The following is a 14,562-nucleotide window of genomic DNA, read 5'->3' on the forward strand; positions in this document are numbered from 1 at the left end:
GGCGTCGTCCGACTGGCTATTCCACCCGCTCGCCGGCGGCCGCGGCGTGCTGGCGGTGCTCGGCCTCGCCCGCGACGACGGCGGCGAGCCGCTGCGATCGGACCAGATGGGGCTGCTGATGGGACTGCTCGACCAGGCCGGCGTGGCGCTCGATCGATTGCGGCTGGAAGGTGAGGCGCGCCGCGTCGTCGCCGTCGAGGAGCGCGACCGGCTGCGCGCGGCTTTGCTGTCCTCGGTGGGCCATGACCTGCGCACGCCGCTGACCGCGATTGTCGCGGCCGCCGCCGAGCTTGACGAGAGCGCCGGGCCGGCGCTGGTCGCCGACATCCGCAACGAGGCCGAGCGGCTGAGGCGGTTCGTCGCCAACCTGCTCGACATGGTACGGATCGAGGCGGGCGCGATCCAGCTGGTGCGTGAGCCCACCGACCTGACCGATGCCGTCGCCTCCGCCGCGCAGGACGTGCGGCGGACGCTGGGCGACCACCAGCTGACGCTCGACGTGTCGCCGCGGCTGCCGCTGGTCAGCGTCGATCCGCGGCTGCTCCACCATTGCCTCATCAACCTGCTCGACAACGCAGGCCGCTACGCGGAGGCGGGAACGCCGATCACCGTCAGCGCCGAGCGTCGCCCCGGCGCACTGACGCTGGCGATCATCGACGAGGGCCCGGGCCTACCGCCCGGCCGCGAGGCGACGGTGTTCGAGACGTTCCGACGCCTGGAGGGCTCCGACCGCTCCAGCGGCGGCACCGGGCTGGGGCTCGCCATCGTCAAGGGGTTCGCCGAAGCGATGGGGCTGGCGGTCGATGCCGCCAACCGCCACGATCGCCGCGGCGCGTGCTTCGCCATCGTCTTTCCCGAGGCGCTGCTGGTGACGGGGGTGATGGAAGCATGAGCGCGGGTGCGACGATCTTGGTGGTCGATGACGAGCCGGCGATCCGGCGGCTGCTGCGCACCACGCTGGAGGCGACCGGCTATCACGTCCTCGCCGCTGCCACCGCCGCCGAGGCGCTGGCGGAGCTTGGCCGCTCGCCCGAACTGGTGTTGCTCGACCTCGGCCTGCCCGACCGCAACGGGCTTGAGCTGCTGCCGATCATCGCCGGGCGCAGCCGCGCGAGCGTGCTGGTGGTATCGGCGCGCGACGCCACCGACGACAAGGTGACCGCGCTCGATCTGGGCGCGGTCGACTATGTGACCAAGCCGTTCGACACCAGCGAGCTGCTCGCCCGCATCCGCGCGGCGCTGCGCAGTCGGGTGACCGGCGACGGCGGCCATGCCGTGGTGATCGCAGGCGAGGTGACGATCGACCTGATTGAGCGCCGCATCACCCGCGCCGGCGTCGAGGTGCACCTGACGCCCAAGGAATATGGCGTGCTGGCCGAGCTGGCGCGGTTTCCGGGCCGGGCGATCACCCATCGCCACCTGCTGCGCGCGGTGTGGCCGCACGATCGCGATGGCCATGTCGAGTATCTGCGGCTGGTGGTGCGCAACATGCGCCAGAAGCTGGAGACCGACCCGGCGGCCCCGCGGCTGATCGTCAACGATATGGGCGTCGGCTATCGGCTGATGGAGGCGGCGGCGCAGCCCGGTTGACCGCGCCGTGCTCGCGCCGGGAAGATCGCCAGCGGGCAGCCACCGGCACCTGATCGAACAGGTGATCGCCCATCACCAGCGCCGCGCTGCCCATGCTGGCCGCCAGGAACGCGACCAACGCCAGAACGCCGCTGCTCGCGCCATGCCCCGGCCCATTCGACTGAAGCATACAGCCGACGAACCAGGCCAGCAGGATCAAGACGGCACCGGCGAGACGAAGCGCGATGCCGGGCCAGCGACGATCGCGCCGTCGATCAGCATGAGGCTCGACATCCATTGCCGCAACGTGCCGGTGCCGGCGCAGGGTTTCGAGAGCGGTCGGCGGCGGACTTCGCTTGTTTGCCGTATGATCGGCGGCAACCGTTCACCGAACGGAAGGGCTGGCGCGCACGCCGCGCCAGCCCTCGTCAGATCAGCGCAAGTCCGACCCGTAGGCGCGATACCGCGAACCGCCGAGCGCCGTATCGCGGCTACCGTAGAGCGTCTCGTCCTCGTCCTCGAGCTCGACGACCCCGGAGCCGGAGCCGGAGCCGACGCCTGTGCCGGCATAGTCCCAACCCGACGACCGCCACTCCTCGGCGCGGGCGTCGAGATCGACCGAATTGGCATCGTCCAGCGCCTTGACCGCGGCCGGCGTCTTGTCGTCGTCGACATCGGCCGTCAGCAGGAAGCCGCCGCGGCGGATGCCCTCCTCATAGGTGTGCCGGTCCTCGTCGGGGACGAAGACGTTCTTGATCGATCCCCACAGGCCCTTGTCCTTGCCGGTGGAGTAGGCACCCTCGGTCTGATGGGTGGTCTGGTCATGGACATTGACATGGCCGGCATCGACGCCCGCCTGACGGAGCCGCTCGGCTCCGGCATCGGCGTCGGCCTTGGTGTCGAACAGGGCGGTGATGGTACGTGACATGATGGATTCCTCTCTTTTGATGCGGTTAGCGCTGGGTGACGACCAGCTCGGTGCGACGGTTCTCGGCGCGGCCGGGTGCGGTGGCGTTGCTGTCGACCGGGTCCTTGTCGCCGCCCGTCGCGGTCTCGATGCGACCGGCGTCGATGCCCTTGGCGACCAGGGCGGCCTTTACGCTGTCGGCGCGTGCCTTGCCCAATGCGACGTTCGCCGCCTCGTTGCCGCGGGTGTCGGCATAGCCGGCGATGCGGATATGCGCCTTGGGGTATTTCTGCAGCGTCGCCGCCACTGCGTTCACGTCATCCTGGTCGGCGGGGCGGATATCGCTCTTTGCGGTTTCGAAATTGATCTTCTCGAACGTGAAGGTCTGCGGCGTCGGCTGCGAGCCGGCGAGGTAAGCGGCCAGACCCGAGGTGCCGGCGAGCGCCGCCGACTTGGGCGCGGTCGGCGTTTCGGCCACGACGCTGGTGTTGGTGGTGGTCGTCGTCTCGACCGCGTCGCGGTGCCCGCAGCGGCTGAGCCCGAACAACAACGCCAGGATGCCCAAGGCGAGCAACAGCCACGCCAGCCAGTTGGTCCGCTTCTTCTCGATATGGATATGCGTCGGCGGCGCACCATCGGTGCGCTTGCCAGTCGGGTCGGCCATTGATCCTCTCCCTATTTGATCGAGGTGCCGAACGCGTGTGTGGCGCTTCGGGTCCGCGATATCAAAGGGATCGGTGATTACTGTCCGAAGACGCCGTGACGGTAGAGGAGGGTGATAGCGACGCGGCGGTTGCGGGCGTCCATCGGGTCGGCGGCGATCATCGGCTCGCGGTCGGCGACGCCCTCGATCCGCTCAAAGCGCGCCTCGGGCAGGCCGCCGAGCGCCAGCCGCCGCCGTGTCGCCTCGGCACGGCCGGAGGACAGCGTCCAGTTGTTCATCGCGCGCGGGTCGCCGAACGGCACGCTGTCGGTATGGCCGCGGATCATGATCGGGTTGCCGCTCTTGCCGACCGCGCCGGCGATCATGCCGATCAGCTGCGACGCCTCGGGCTGGAGCAGCGTCGTGCCGAGCGCGAACATCGAATAGTCGGCGTCGTCGATCAGGTCGATGCGCATCCCGTCGCGGGTCATGACGAAGCGGACATGGTTGGACAGCTTGGCGAGGCTCGCCGAGCCGGCGATCTCGCTCATCACCTGGCGGCGCATCGCCTCGAACGCCTTGCGATCCTCGGCGGTGGAGCCCTTGCCGGCGGCCCCGCTCTGGTCCTTGCCGCCGACCGGCTCGCGTGGGATCGAGAGGGTCGGGACCGCCGACTTGCCGATCTGCGGCCCGACCTTGTTCTTGCTAAGGATGGTCTCGCCGCCGAGCAGCCCCGAGCCGCCGATCCCCAGCGACTTGGTATTGAGAAGGGTCGGCGCGAAATAGTCGGCGATGCCCTTGCGCTGCTTCTCGGTGGTCGCGCCGAGCAGCCAGAGCAGTAGGAAGAAGGCCATCATCGCGGTCACGAAATCGGCATAGGCGACCTTCCACGCGCCGCCGTGATGACCGCCGTGACCCTCGATATAGATCTTCTTGTAGATGATCTTCGGCGGCTGGTTGGAGCCGTGGGGAGCGCGGGCCATCAGCGACCCTCTTCGTCACCCCGGGCTTGTCCCGGAGTCCAGGGTGACGGACCGCAGCGCCTGTGGCTCTGGATGCCGGGACGAGCCCGGCATGACGCGGAAACCATCACCGCCCGCGTAGTCCGTCGAACACTTCCGCAAACCCAGGCTGGTTCTTGTGGGCGATGCCCGAGCGCGCCGCCTCGATCACCAGCGGCTGCGGGTGGCCGTGCAGCGAGGCGATGATGATCTGCTTGACGACGTGATAGATCGCGCCGTCGGCGTCGATCACCTGCTTCACCCGGTTGGCGAGCGGCGACACCATGCCATACGCCAGCAGCACGCCCATGAAGGTGCCGACCAGCGCCGAACCGATCATCGCGCCCAGGATCGAGGGCGGCTTGTCGATCGAGCCCATCGTCTTGACGATGCCCAGCACCGCCGCGACGATGCCCAGCGCGGGGAGGGCATCGGCAAGGCTCGACAGCGTCGTGTGCGGGCTCTCGACCTCGTGGTGGTGGGTCTTGATTGCGTTATCCATCACGTCCTCGACCGCATGCACGTCGAGCGTGCCCGACGAAACGACGACGAGGCGCAGCGTGTCGGCGATCAGGTTGACCAATGTATGGTCGGCCGCGAGTCGCGGATATTCGGCGAACAATGCGGAGGACTTTGGATCCTCGACATGCGGCTCCAGCGCGATCGGCCCCTCGGTGCGCAGCATCTTCATCAGCTTCGACACCAGGAAGATGACGTCGAGATAGTCCTGCTTCTTGTATTTTGGACCCTTGAACACCTTCAGCAGGCCGCCGCCCATCGCCTTCAGCTCGGTGGCCGAGTTGCCGATGATCAGCGCGCCGACCGCGGCGCCGCCGATGATGATCAGCTCGTGCGGGATCGCCTCCATGACCGGGCCGAGCGCGCCGCCGGTGAAGGCGAAGCCGCCGAACACCATGACGAGCAGGACCACGAAACCGACGGCAGCGAACATGCTATTCCCCTGGAGCCATTCTGGGCTCCCTGTTCGGTGGGGTTAACCGGATTTCGTCGCCATCCGGTTACCAAGGGCAGGACTATTTAAGGTAATCGAACAGCGACAGCGACGACAGCTTGGTGAAGCTCGCCTGCGTCGCCTGCAGCGTCGTCATCGTCTTCTGCAGCTCGGTAATCGCGGCGGTGACGTCGGTGTCCTCCAGCCCCGAGCGCAGCGTCTCGCGGGTGGTCGCGGCGGCGGTCTGGCTCGATTGCTCCAGCTCGACCCGCGCCGCGCGCGCGCCGACCGATGCCTGCGCGGTGTTGACCTGGTTGGCCGCGGTCTGAAGGTCCGTGATCGCGTCGGACGCCGCCGAACCAAGCGCCCCGCCGCCCTGCAGGGTCGCGGCGAGATCGCCGATGACTTTGAGCGCGTCGGTGCCGCCGAAGGTGAACACCTTGGCGGCGGTAACGCTGGACGCGATCGACTGGCCGTCGCCGATCGGGATGGTCGGCGCGGTGCCGGCCGCAAAGGCATAGCTGCCATCGGCGTTCTGCGTCACCGCCGTGCCGCCGCTCGTGTCGCCGAACAGCGGCTGCCCCTGCGCGTCCTTGCCGTTGGCGAGGCTGGCGATCGTCTGGACGATACCGGCCAGCTCCTCGCCGATCGCGCGGCGGTTGTCGGCGGACAGCGTGCCGTTATTGGCCTGCACCGCCAGTTCGGAGGCGCGGGTCAGCTGTGCGGTGATCGAGGTGAGCGCGGTGTCGGCGCTCGACAGCGTCGACGCGGCGATGGCGAGATTGCCGCCATAGGCAGTGGCATCGGCGGTCTGCGTCGCCAGCCCGCGTAAGCGGCTATAGGCCAGCGCGTCGTCGGAGGGGGCCTGGAGCTTCTTACCGGTCGCGATCTGGGTGTTGAGCGTGTCCTCGCTCTTCGACAGCGCGATCATCTGCGCGGCGCTGCGGTCGTAGAACGAGGCGGAGGCGACGGTCATGGCGGCTACCTGATATCGAGGATCGACTGAAAGGTGTCGCGCGCGACCTGAACGACGCGGCTGGCGGCGGAATAGGCCTGCTGGAAACGCAGCAGGTCGACCGCCTCGGTGTTGAGGTCGACCTGCGAGGCGGCGTCGCGGCTGGCGACGGCGTTGTCGCGGATCGACGACTGCGCGTCCGCGACGATGCCGCGCTGGCTGATCGAGGCAGCGTTGTCGGCGACCAGCGAGGTCAATTTGACCTCGACCCCCGAGGAGGTCCGCGCGGCCTGCAGCACGTCGAGGTTGGACCCGTCGCGCGGGCCGCCGCCGCTCGACGCCGCGGCGATCTTGCTGGGGTCGGTCAGGGCCAGGCTGATCTCGGTCGGTGCCGATCCGGTCGCGAACATCGCCGTGCCGGGCGCGCCGTTGAGATCGCTGCCGCTGGTCTGCACGGTGTTGACGCTGGTCGTGAAGCCGGTCGCGATCGCGTCGAGCTGTGTCTGTGCGTCCTTGATTTTCTGCGCGCCGTCGACGACGCCGGCGAGCGCGCCGCCGGTCGGCTCGACCGCCGAGGTCGCGCCGCCGAAATGCACCGCGAACGACACCGCTCCATCGGCGTTGCGGACATAGGTGACGTCGCCGGCGTCGGTGCCGGACACCAGGGTCGCGCCATTGGGGCCGCCCATCTTCACCGTCGCGCGGCCGAGCGCGTCGGTGGTGACGTTGACGTCGCTGAGCGCGCTCATCTGTTCGAGGATCGAGTCGCGCTGGTCGGCAAGGTTCGCCGCCGCGCTGGTGCCGCCGGCGGTGCGGCTCAGCCCCTGGTTGACCGCGGCGAGGCCGGAGGCGAGCGAGCTGAGCTGCGTCGTCGCCTGGTCGGCGGTGGTGTCGAGATCGGCCCCGATCTGGTCGACAGCGCGGCCGGTGGCGGTGAACGCGCCGGCGGCGGAGGCTGCCGCCTCCAGCATCGCGGCGCGGTTGGTGGTCGAGCTGGGGTCGCCGGCGAGCGTCGTCGCGGCGGTGTAGAAGCCGGTCAGCCGATCGGACAGGTTGTCGCCGGTCATCGCCGACTGGATGCGCGTCAGCCAGGTCGCGCCGGTCTCGGTCTTGGCGAGGTCGGCACCGGCGCTGCGCACCGCTGCGCTCTTCAGCGCGTCGGCGGAGCGGGTGACGCCAGTAACGGTGACGCCGCTGCCGGTGACCACCGCGGTCGAGGTCAGCCCCGAGCGGTTGCCGCTGATCTCGTTCAGCGTCGTCGAGCGGCGCACATAGCCGGCGGTGGCGCTGTTGGCGATGTTCTCCGACACGGTCGACAGCGCGGTCTGATACGCGCGCACGCCGCTGGCACCGATCGAAAGCAGGTCGCTCATGGCGTAGGCGTAGCGTCGCCCAGGTTAAGATTGGCTTGCACGGCTTTGCTCTTGCTCAAAAAGGCGGTCATCGCCTTGCCGATGCCGAGCGGCTGGTGCTCGGCCATCGCCTGCGCGACCTTGGCGTCGCTCATCTCCGTAAAGGTGTCGAGCGCCTTGGAGTCGAACAGCGGGTCGGCGAGCTTCGCCTGGCGCATTGACTTCAGCATCATGCCGGTGAACATCGCCTCGAACTTCTCGCCGGCCTTCTTCAGGTTGGCGGTGGTCGCGGTACGGCCGAGATCGTTGCCGACGCCGGTCGCGCCGCCAATTTGAGGAGTGTCGGTCCCAGGAACACTGCTCATAGCACGATCAACTCCGCCTTGAGCGCGCCGGCTTCCTTCAGCGCCTCCAGGATCGCGACCAGATCGGCGGGCGAGGCACCGATCGCGTTCACCGCCTTGACGATGTCGGCGAGCTTGGGGCCGGGGGCGAGCAGGAACATCGGCCGCTTCTCCTCGTCGACGGCGACGCCGCTCCTGGGAACGACGGTGGTCTGGCCCTGGCTGAACGGCGCGGGCTGGCTGACCTGCGGCTTCTCGTCGATCCGCACCGTCAGTTTCCCGTGGCTGACCGCGGCAGGCCCGACACGCACCGCCGAGTTGATGACGACGGTGCCGGTGCGCGCGTTGACGATCACCTTGGCGGAAGGCTCGGCGGAGACGACGTCGAGGTTCTCGATCGCACTCATCATCGTCGCGCGGATATCGGCTCCGGCCGGAGCGCGGACCGCGACCGACACGGCATCCAGCGCCTCGGCGCTGCCCGGACCCATCTTCCTGTTGATCGCACCGGCGACGTTCTGCGCGGTGGTGAAGTCCGCGCGGGCGAGGTTGAAGGTGAGGCTGGGAGCGGTGTCGAACCCGGTCGCGACCGCGCGCTCGACGGTGGCACCCTCGGGGATGCGGCCGGTCGAGGGGACGTTGATGACGATCTTGGAGCCGTCCGCCCCTTCCGCGCCCAACCCGCCGACCGCCAGGTTGCCCTGCGCCATCGCATAGATCTGGCCGTCCGCACCCATCAACGGCGACAGGATCAGCGAGCCACCGCGCAGCGACTTGGCCTTGCCCATCGACGCGACGGTGATGTCGAGGCGTTGTCCCGGCTTGGCGAAGGGCGGCAGCTCGGCGGTGATCATCACCACCGCCGCGTTCTTCATGCCCGGATTGACGCCGGGCGGCAGCTGCAGCCCGAAGCGGCTGGCGACCGCCTTCAGGCTCTGCACGGTGTATTCGAGGTTGTCGTCGCCGGTGCCGGGCAGGCCGACGACGACGCCATAGCCGGTCAGCTGGTTGGCGCGGATGCCCTGGAAGGTGCCGAGGTCCTTGATGCGGTCGGCCCCCGCGGGGGTCGCGAGGCTGAGCGATGCAAGGAGCGCGAAGATGGTGCGGATCATGGCGTCACCTTGCCGGAGATTGGTTAAGAAGCTGCTCACCATGCGGCACGTCCGTCACCCCGGGCCTGTCCCGGCATCCAGAGCCACGGACGCAGCGCTGCTTGGCTCTGGACCCCGGGACAGGCCCGGGGTGACGAGACTAGAACGGCGACACCACCGAGAAGAACCGGCCCAGCCAGCCCTGGCGGCTGGCGCGGGCGACGTCGCCTTTGCCGGTATAGGCGATCTTGGCGTCAGCGACGCGGGGCGACAGCACGCGGTTGTCGGCATCGATGTCGGCGGTGCGCACGACGCCCTTGATCTGGACATACTCGTCGCCGCGGTTGAGCGTGACGCGCTTTTGCCCCTGCACCAGCATCGTGCCGTTGGGGTAGACCTCGGCGACGGTGACGCTCACCTCGCCGGTCAGCGAGTTGGCCTGGTCGGCGGTGCCGGTGCCGGTGAAACCGCGATTGCCATTGGCGCTGGCGGTGGCGCTCGACGGCTTGAACAGCGACAGCGCACCGGTCGTCGGCGGCGTCAGCGACAGGCCGGCGCTGCCGTTGGAATCGAGCTTGCTGGCGGCCGATTTGGACGCGGCGGTCTTCTCGACCAAGACGATGGTCAATGGATCACCAACCCGGCGCGCGCGCGATCCCTCGTACAGCGCCGCATAGCCGCCCGCCGGCTGGAAGATGGCACCGTTGGCGGGCAGCGGTGCCGTGGCGACGGGCGCGCGCATCGCCGTATAGTCCTCGGGCGGCTTCTTCTTGCCGCCGATGATGCTGGCATCGGCGGGCGAGGGGGCGAATGCGCCCGCGACCAGTGCCGCCGCCGCGGCGGCCAGCGCGATCTCGACCCAATAGCCAGTGAAACGAGGAGGTACGCGCGATGCCATCATGTCGCCTTAGATGTTCTGGTTGACGTACTTGAGCATGTCGTCGCTCGCCGAGATCATCTTGGAATTGACCTCATAGGCGCGCTGGCACTCGATCATGTCGACCAGCTCCTCGACGGTGTTGACGTTCGACGCTTCCAGCTCGCCCTGGCGGACGTTGCCGCGGCCGTCCTGGCCGGCGACGCCGACGTTCGCCGCGCCGCTTGCCGCGGTTTCGACCAGGTAATTGTCGCCCTTGGACTGCAGCCCGGCGGCGTTGGGGAAGGTCGCGACCTGGATCTGGCCGAGCGACTGCGGCTCGGTCTGGCCGGCGATCGTCGCCGAGACCGTACCGTCGGTGCCGATGGTGATGCCGGTCGCGCCCTGCGGCACGGTGATGCCCGGCTGGACCTGATAGCCGTCGCTGGTGACCAGCAGGCCCTCGGCGGAGCGCGAGAAATTGCCGGCGCGAGTATAGCCGGTGGTGCCGCCGGGCATCTGCACCTGAAAATAACCCTCGCCATCGAGCGCGAGGTCGAGGCTGTTGCCGGTGGTCTGCATCGAACCCGCCGTGTCGATCCGCGCCGTGCCCTGGATCTTGACGCCGGTGCCGAGATTGAGGCCGGTCGCGTATTTGCTCTCAGCTGTCGACTGCGCGCCGGCGGCGGTGACCGTCTGGTAGGCGAGCGTCGCGAAGGAGGCGCGGTCCTTCTTGAACCCCGTCGTGTTGACGTTGGCGAGGTTGTTCGAGATCACTCGCATCCGCATGTCCTGGGCGTCGAGCCCGGTGCGCGCGATGTGCATGGCGGCGGAAGACATTGGGTGTTTCCTTCTAGCTGGGCAGGCGCATGACGGATGCGCTGCTCTCGTCCATGGTCTTGGCCTCTTTCATGACGTTGGCCTCGACCTCGTAGGCGCGCTGGTTCTGGATCATGTCGACCAGCGCCTGAGTCATGTTGACGTTGGAGCCCTCGAGCGCGCCCGAGGTCACGGTGGCGTCGAGGTCATCGGGCAACGATCCGCCGCCGCGCACCTTGAGCAGGTTGTCGAGGCCCTTCACCGTGTCGCTGCCCTTGGCGGAGGCGAGCTTCAGCTTGTCGATCACCGTCGGGTTCTTGGGATCGCCGCCCTGCGGCACGATCGAGACCGTGCCGTCGCCGCCGATCGACAGCGAGTCGTATGGGGGCAGCGTGATCGGTCCTGACTGGCCCTGGACGACATAGCCATCGCCGGTCTGGAGCACGCCCGAGGCTGCGACCTCCAGATCCCCTCTGCGCGTGTAGCCCTCGCCGCCATCGGGGGCCTGCACCGCCAGCCAGCTGTCGCCGTTCATCGCGACGTCGAGGTTGCGGCCGGTGGTCTGGACCGCGCCGGGGGTGCGGTCGGCGTCGGTGACCTCTTCGCTGGTCGGCGAGCGGGCGGTCAGCGCCGCGCCGCCGCCCTTGAGCTGGATCTGGTCGAACACGACGCGATCGGCGCGGAAGCCGGTGGTCGACGCGTTCGCCATGTTGTTGGCGATCGCCGCCTGCGCCGCCATGCGCGCGCGCAGCCCCGTCGCGGCGGTATAGACCAGCTTGTCCATGTCGCTCCCCCGCTATCCTTGGATCAGGTGCGGATGTTGAAGATAGTTTCGGAGATCTGGCTGGCGGTATCCAGCGCCTTGGCGTTCGCCTGAAAGTTGCGCTGCGCCGCGATCAGGTCGACCAATTCCTCGGTGATGTCGACGTTGGAGCCCTCCAGCGTGCCGGTCATCAGGTTGCCGAAGCTCGCCTGGTTGGCGCTGCCCATGATCGCGCCGCCCGACACGCCGGTCGACGACCAATAGCTGCTGCCGAGCTGCTTGAGGCCGGCAGGGTTGGTGAAGTTGGCCAGCGCGACGACGCCCAGCTTCTTGCTGTCGCCATTGGTGAAGCTGGCAGTGATCAGGCCGTTGGCGTCGACCGACACGCCCGACAGCTCGCCCGCCGCCTTGCCGTTCTGGGTCCGCGAGGCCACCGCAAAGGCGGAGGAATATTGCGTCGAGCTGGACAGGTCGAAGCTGATCGTCTGCGCGGTCGGGCTGCCCGATGGCTGGAAGGTGTCGAAATTGGTCGCGGTGGTCGGCGAGGTCATTACGCCGGCGTTGTTGAAGGTCAGCGTCGTCGTCGGCGAACCGCCCGAGGTCAGCTGCTCGTCGCCGACGAAGCTGTGCACCGACCAGCTGGTGTTGCCGCTGCCGTCGGTCGCGCCCTTGACGTAATAGTTGGTCAGCGTCTCCGAATTGCCGTTGGCGTCGTAGATCGTCGTCGCCGTCGAGTTGTTGTAGGTCGATGCATTGGAGCGGTCGAAGCTGCCGGTCGGCGCTGTGCTGCCGCTCGACAGGTTGACCTTCAGCGTGACCGAAGAGGTCGCCACCGGCGAGCCGCTGGTCTCGGGCAGCTGCACGTTCTGCAGCCCGTCGGTGCCGGTCGCGGTGACGTTGCCCTCGCTGTCGACCGGATAGGCCTGGAGGTACGACCCTTGCGCGTCGGTGATGAAATGGTTGGCGTTGACCTGGAACGCGCCGTTGCGGGTATAGTCGAGCTGCGGCGTGGTGCCGCTGGTCTTGACCGCAAAGAAGCCGTCGCCGGAAACAGCGAGGTCGAGCGACGACGAGGTCGTCGTCAGGTTGCCCTCGGCAAACTGCTGAACGTTGCCCTTCACCACGACGCCCGAGCCGACCAGCTTGGTCGGGTCGACCGCCAGGCTCGACGCGATCACGTCGGCGAAGTCGGTGCGGCTCTTCTTGAAGCCGTTGGTGGCGACGTTGGCCAAGTTGTGGCTGATCGTCGACATGTCGGTCTGCGCCGCCTGAAGGCCGCTGAGCGAGGTGTAGAAGGTCATGGGGTTACTCCTTGCAAATGGGGATCAGCCGACCGAGCGGACGTCGGCGAGCTTTACCGAGCCGATACCGGTCACGTTGAGGGTGGGGTCGCCGGTGGCGGACAGCGCGACCGACTCTACCGGTGCCCAGACCAGCCCGGTGGCGGCGACGGTCGAGCCGCCGTTGCGCGCGCCGACGGTGATCGTGAACGGCCCGGCGGCGGTCGTGCCGGTGTCGGTGGTGCCGTCCCAGTCATAGGAGACGGTGCCCTTGGCCTGCTGGCCGAGCGACAGCGTCTTCAGCACGTTGCCGCTGGCGTCGGCGATGGTGACGTCGACGTTGGTGGCGTCGCCGGCGAGCTCGATCTTGCCGTTTACGCCGCCCGACGCGCGGGCATAGGCGGTCGAGCCGGCGGTCAGCACCGTCTTGCCGACATAGGCCATCGCGTCGCTGGTCGAGGTCGCGCCAAGCTTGGTGGCGATGCCGGTCAGGGTCGTGTTCATCTGGGCGATGCCGGCGACGGACGAGAACTGCGCCATCTGGGCAATCATCTGGGTGTTGTCGACGGGGTTGAACGGGTCCTGGTTCTTCAGCTGCGCGGTCATCAGCGTCAGGAAGTCGGCCTGGTTCAGCGTCTGCGACGAGGCGCTGCTCGCCACCGCCTTGTTGGCGGTGGCGGCGTTCGTGATGCCGAGGCTGGAGAGCGTCGAGTCGAAGGTAGATGCGGTGGTCATGATCAGCGGCCCAGCTTGAGGGTGTCGATGGTGAGCTGCTTGGCGGTGTTCATCACCTCGACATCATTCTGGTAGGATCGTGCGATCTCCATCATGTCGACCAGCTCGCGGGTTTCGTCGACCGCCGCCTCATAGACGTTGCCGTCCTTGTCGGCCTGCGCGTTGGTCGGGTCGTAGCGCTTGGCCGGGGTCTCGCCGGCGGTCACCACCTTCTCGACGTCGACCGTCGCCAGCCCCGACGCCTTGTCGTAGCTGGTGCGGAACACCGGCTTCATCGTCTTGTACGCAGCGTCGGCCGACGACGCGACGCCGCCGGCATTGGCCAGGTTGGAGGCGGTGGTGTTCATCCGCACCAGCTGCGCGCTCATCGCGCGGCCGGCGACCTGGAAGACGGTGAGGGGGGAGGACATTCCTTATTCTCCCTTCAACGCGCGAGTCATCTCGCTGATGCGGCCGCTCAGGAAGGACAATGTCGTCTGATACTGGACGGCGTTCTCGGCGAAGGCGGTCTGCTCCTGGCTCAGCTCGACGGTGTTGCCGTCCATGCTCGGCTGGGTCGGCACGCGGAACTGCACCGCCTTGGCAAAGGCGCTGTCGGCATCGCCGCCATTCTCGACGGCGGCGAGCGTCGACTGGAAGTCGACATCCTTGGCCTTGAAGCCGGGAGTGGAGGCGTTGGCGATGTTCGACGCGAGCAGGCCCATGCGCTGCGAGCGCACCTCCAGTGCCGCGCCATGTACCCCGAAAAGCGTGTCCCCTGCCATGACGGCAACTCCTGCGCCCGATTGCGCGTCGATAGCCTAGCAAGGGGTGTGCCAACCGGCGGCGGGAGCGGCTGGGGGCCGATAATTGGGGCAGGGCGGCAAGAGTTTGCCGGGACGGGCGGCAAGGCTTGCCGGCTGCGCGGCCTTGTCGACATGGTGCGCGAGCCCGGCCTCGTGGCGAGGTGACGGAGAGCCGAACTGGCCCGCCGCTTGCAACGCAGCCGGCGCATGAACGAGCTTCTCGATCCCGTCGCCCTCGCCATCGTCTTTGGCGGCACTCTGCTGGCCATGATCCTGCGCGCGCCGCTCGCCGATGTCGGCCGGGCGTTTGCCGCGCTGGCCACGTTGGGGCGGCGACGTGTCGATGCCAGGACGCTGATCGCGCAGATCGTCGCGCTCGGCCGCATCGCCCGCCGTCACGGCGTGATCGCGCTCGATCGCTCGATCATCACCGATCCGGACCTTGCCGCCGCGATCGCCGCGATCGTCGACGGCGCGGCCCCCGGCGACATCGCGACGCTGATCATCCAT

At 68.2% G+C, this 14,562-nt stretch carries 17 protein-coding genes and 1 pseudogene; 3 read left to right on the forward strand and 15 right to left on the reverse strand.

The window, feature by feature from the left end:
• On the forward strand, positions 1-892 hold an 892-nt coding region (locus HUU96_RS03305; protein ID WP_254604939.1), incomplete at its 5' end, for a sensor histidine kinase.
• Positions 889-1,590, forward strand: a complete 702-nt coding sequence (locus HUU96_RS03310) for a response regulator (RefSeq protein ID WP_174291438.1) — start codon at positions 889-891, stop codon at positions 1,588-1,590. The genes HUU96_RS03305 and HUU96_RS03310, both read left to right, overlap by 4 nt.
• A gap of 412 nt (positions 1,591-2,002) precedes the next feature.
• On the opposite strand, the gene HUU96_RS03315 is transcribed toward HUU96_RS03310, so the two are convergent.
• The 15 genes from HUU96_RS03315 to flgB form a co-directional block, all read right to left on the reverse strand.
• Positions 2,003-2,497: a hypothetical protein gene (locus HUU96_RS03315; protein WP_174291439.1), complete on the reverse strand. Its 495-nt coding sequence runs from the start codon at positions 2,495-2,497 to the stop codon at positions 2,003-2,005.
• Between the two features lie 25 nt (positions 2,498-2,522).
• The gene (locus HUU96_RS03320; RefSeq protein ID WP_174291440.1) at positions 2,523-3,140 is read right to left on the reverse strand and encodes an OmpA family protein; all 618 of its coding nucleotides are present in this window, start codon (positions 3,138-3,140) and stop codon (positions 2,523-2,525) included.
• A 77-nt stretch (positions 3,141-3,217) separates the two neighbouring features.
• Positions 3,218-4,102 (reverse strand): flagellar motor protein MotB, encoded by an 885-nt coding sequence (locus HUU96_RS03325; RefSeq protein WP_174291441.1) that lies wholly within the window; start codon positions 4,100-4,102, stop codon positions 3,218-3,220.
• A gap of 106 nt (positions 4,103-4,208) precedes the next feature.
• Complete coding sequence (gene motA / locus HUU96_RS03330) at positions 4,209-5,072, reverse strand: flagellar motor stator protein MotA (protein WP_174291442.1); 864 nt, start codon at positions 5,070-5,072, stop codon at positions 4,209-4,211.
• An 82-nt stretch (positions 5,073-5,154) separates the two neighbouring features.
• Entirely contained in the window at positions 5,155-6,048 is an 894-nt protein-coding gene (locus HUU96_RS03335; protein ID WP_174291443.1) for a flagellin, read from the reverse strand.
• Positions 6,049-6,053: 5 nt separating this feature from the next.
• Positions 6,054-7,400 (reverse strand): flagellar hook-associated protein FlgK, encoded by a 1,347-nt coding sequence (gene flgK, locus HUU96_RS03340; protein ID WP_174291444.1) that lies wholly within the window; start codon positions 7,398-7,400, stop codon positions 6,054-6,056.
• A complete protein-coding gene (locus HUU96_RS03345) occupies positions 7,397-7,744 on the reverse strand; it encodes a rod-binding protein (RefSeq protein WP_174291445.1) in 348 nt (115 codons plus the stop codon). Before HUU96_RS03345 ends, flgK begins: the two co-directional genes overlap by 4 nt.
• The gene (locus HUU96_RS03350; RefSeq protein ID WP_174291446.1) at positions 7,741-8,835 is read right to left on the reverse strand and encodes a flagellar basal body P-ring protein FlgI; all 1,095 of its coding nucleotides are present in this window, start codon (positions 8,833-8,835) and stop codon (positions 7,741-7,743) included. Before HUU96_RS03350 ends, HUU96_RS03345 begins: the two co-directional genes overlap by 4 nt.
• A gap of 139 nt (positions 8,836-8,974) precedes the next feature.
• A complete protein-coding gene (locus tag HUU96_RS03355; protein ID WP_174291447.1) occupies positions 8,975-9,712 on the reverse strand; it encodes a flagellar basal body L-ring protein FlgH in 738 nt (245 codons plus the stop codon).
• A gap of 9 nt (positions 9,713-9,721) precedes the next feature.
• Positions 9,722-10,510 carry a flagellar basal-body rod protein FlgG gene (gene flgG / locus HUU96_RS03360; protein ID WP_174291448.1) on the reverse strand — a complete coding sequence of 263 codons (789 nt, stop codon included), beginning with the start codon at positions 10,508-10,510 and terminating at the stop codon, positions 9,722-9,724.
• A 13-nt stretch (positions 10,511-10,523) separates the two neighbouring features.
• Positions 10,524-11,273: a flagellar basal body rod protein FlgF gene (locus tag HUU96_RS03365; protein WP_174291449.1), complete on the reverse strand. Its 750-nt coding sequence runs from the start codon at positions 11,271-11,273 to the stop codon at positions 10,524-10,526.
• Positions 11,274-11,296: 23 nt separating this feature from the next.
• Positions 11,297-12,553, reverse strand: coding sequence for a flagellar hook protein FlgE (locus HUU96_RS03370; RefSeq protein WP_174291450.1), 1,257 nt, complete (start codon positions 12,551-12,553; stop codon positions 11,297-11,299).
• Between the two features lie 24 nt (positions 12,554-12,577).
• On the reverse strand, positions 12,578-13,267 hold the full coding sequence (locus HUU96_RS03375; protein WP_174291451.1) for a flagellar hook assembly protein FlgD: 690 nt from the start codon (positions 13,265-13,267) through the stop codon (positions 12,578-12,580).
• Positions 13,268-13,269: 2 nt separating this feature from the next.
• Positions 13,270-13,677 (reverse strand): flagellar basal body rod protein FlgC, encoded by a 408-nt coding sequence (flgC, locus tag HUU96_RS03380; protein WP_174291452.1) that lies wholly within the window; start codon positions 13,675-13,677, stop codon positions 13,270-13,272.
• A gap of 3 nt (positions 13,678-13,680) precedes the next feature.
• Complete coding sequence (gene flgB / locus HUU96_RS03385) at positions 13,681-14,031, reverse strand: flagellar basal body rod protein FlgB (protein ID WP_174291453.1); 351 nt, start codon at positions 14,029-14,031, stop codon at positions 13,681-13,683.
• Between the two features lie 228 nt (positions 14,032-14,259).
• On the opposite strand from flgB, the pseudogene HUU96_RS03390 reads away from it, so the two are divergent.
• A pseudogene (locus HUU96_RS03390) lies at positions 14,260-14,562 on the forward strand (biopolymer transporter ExbB); the annotation flags it as partial.

It is taken from the genome of Sphingomonas bacterium, from assembly GCF_903644135.1.
Lineage (GTDB): Bacteria > Pseudomonadota > Alphaproteobacteria > Sphingomonadales > Sphingomonadaceae > Sphingomonas.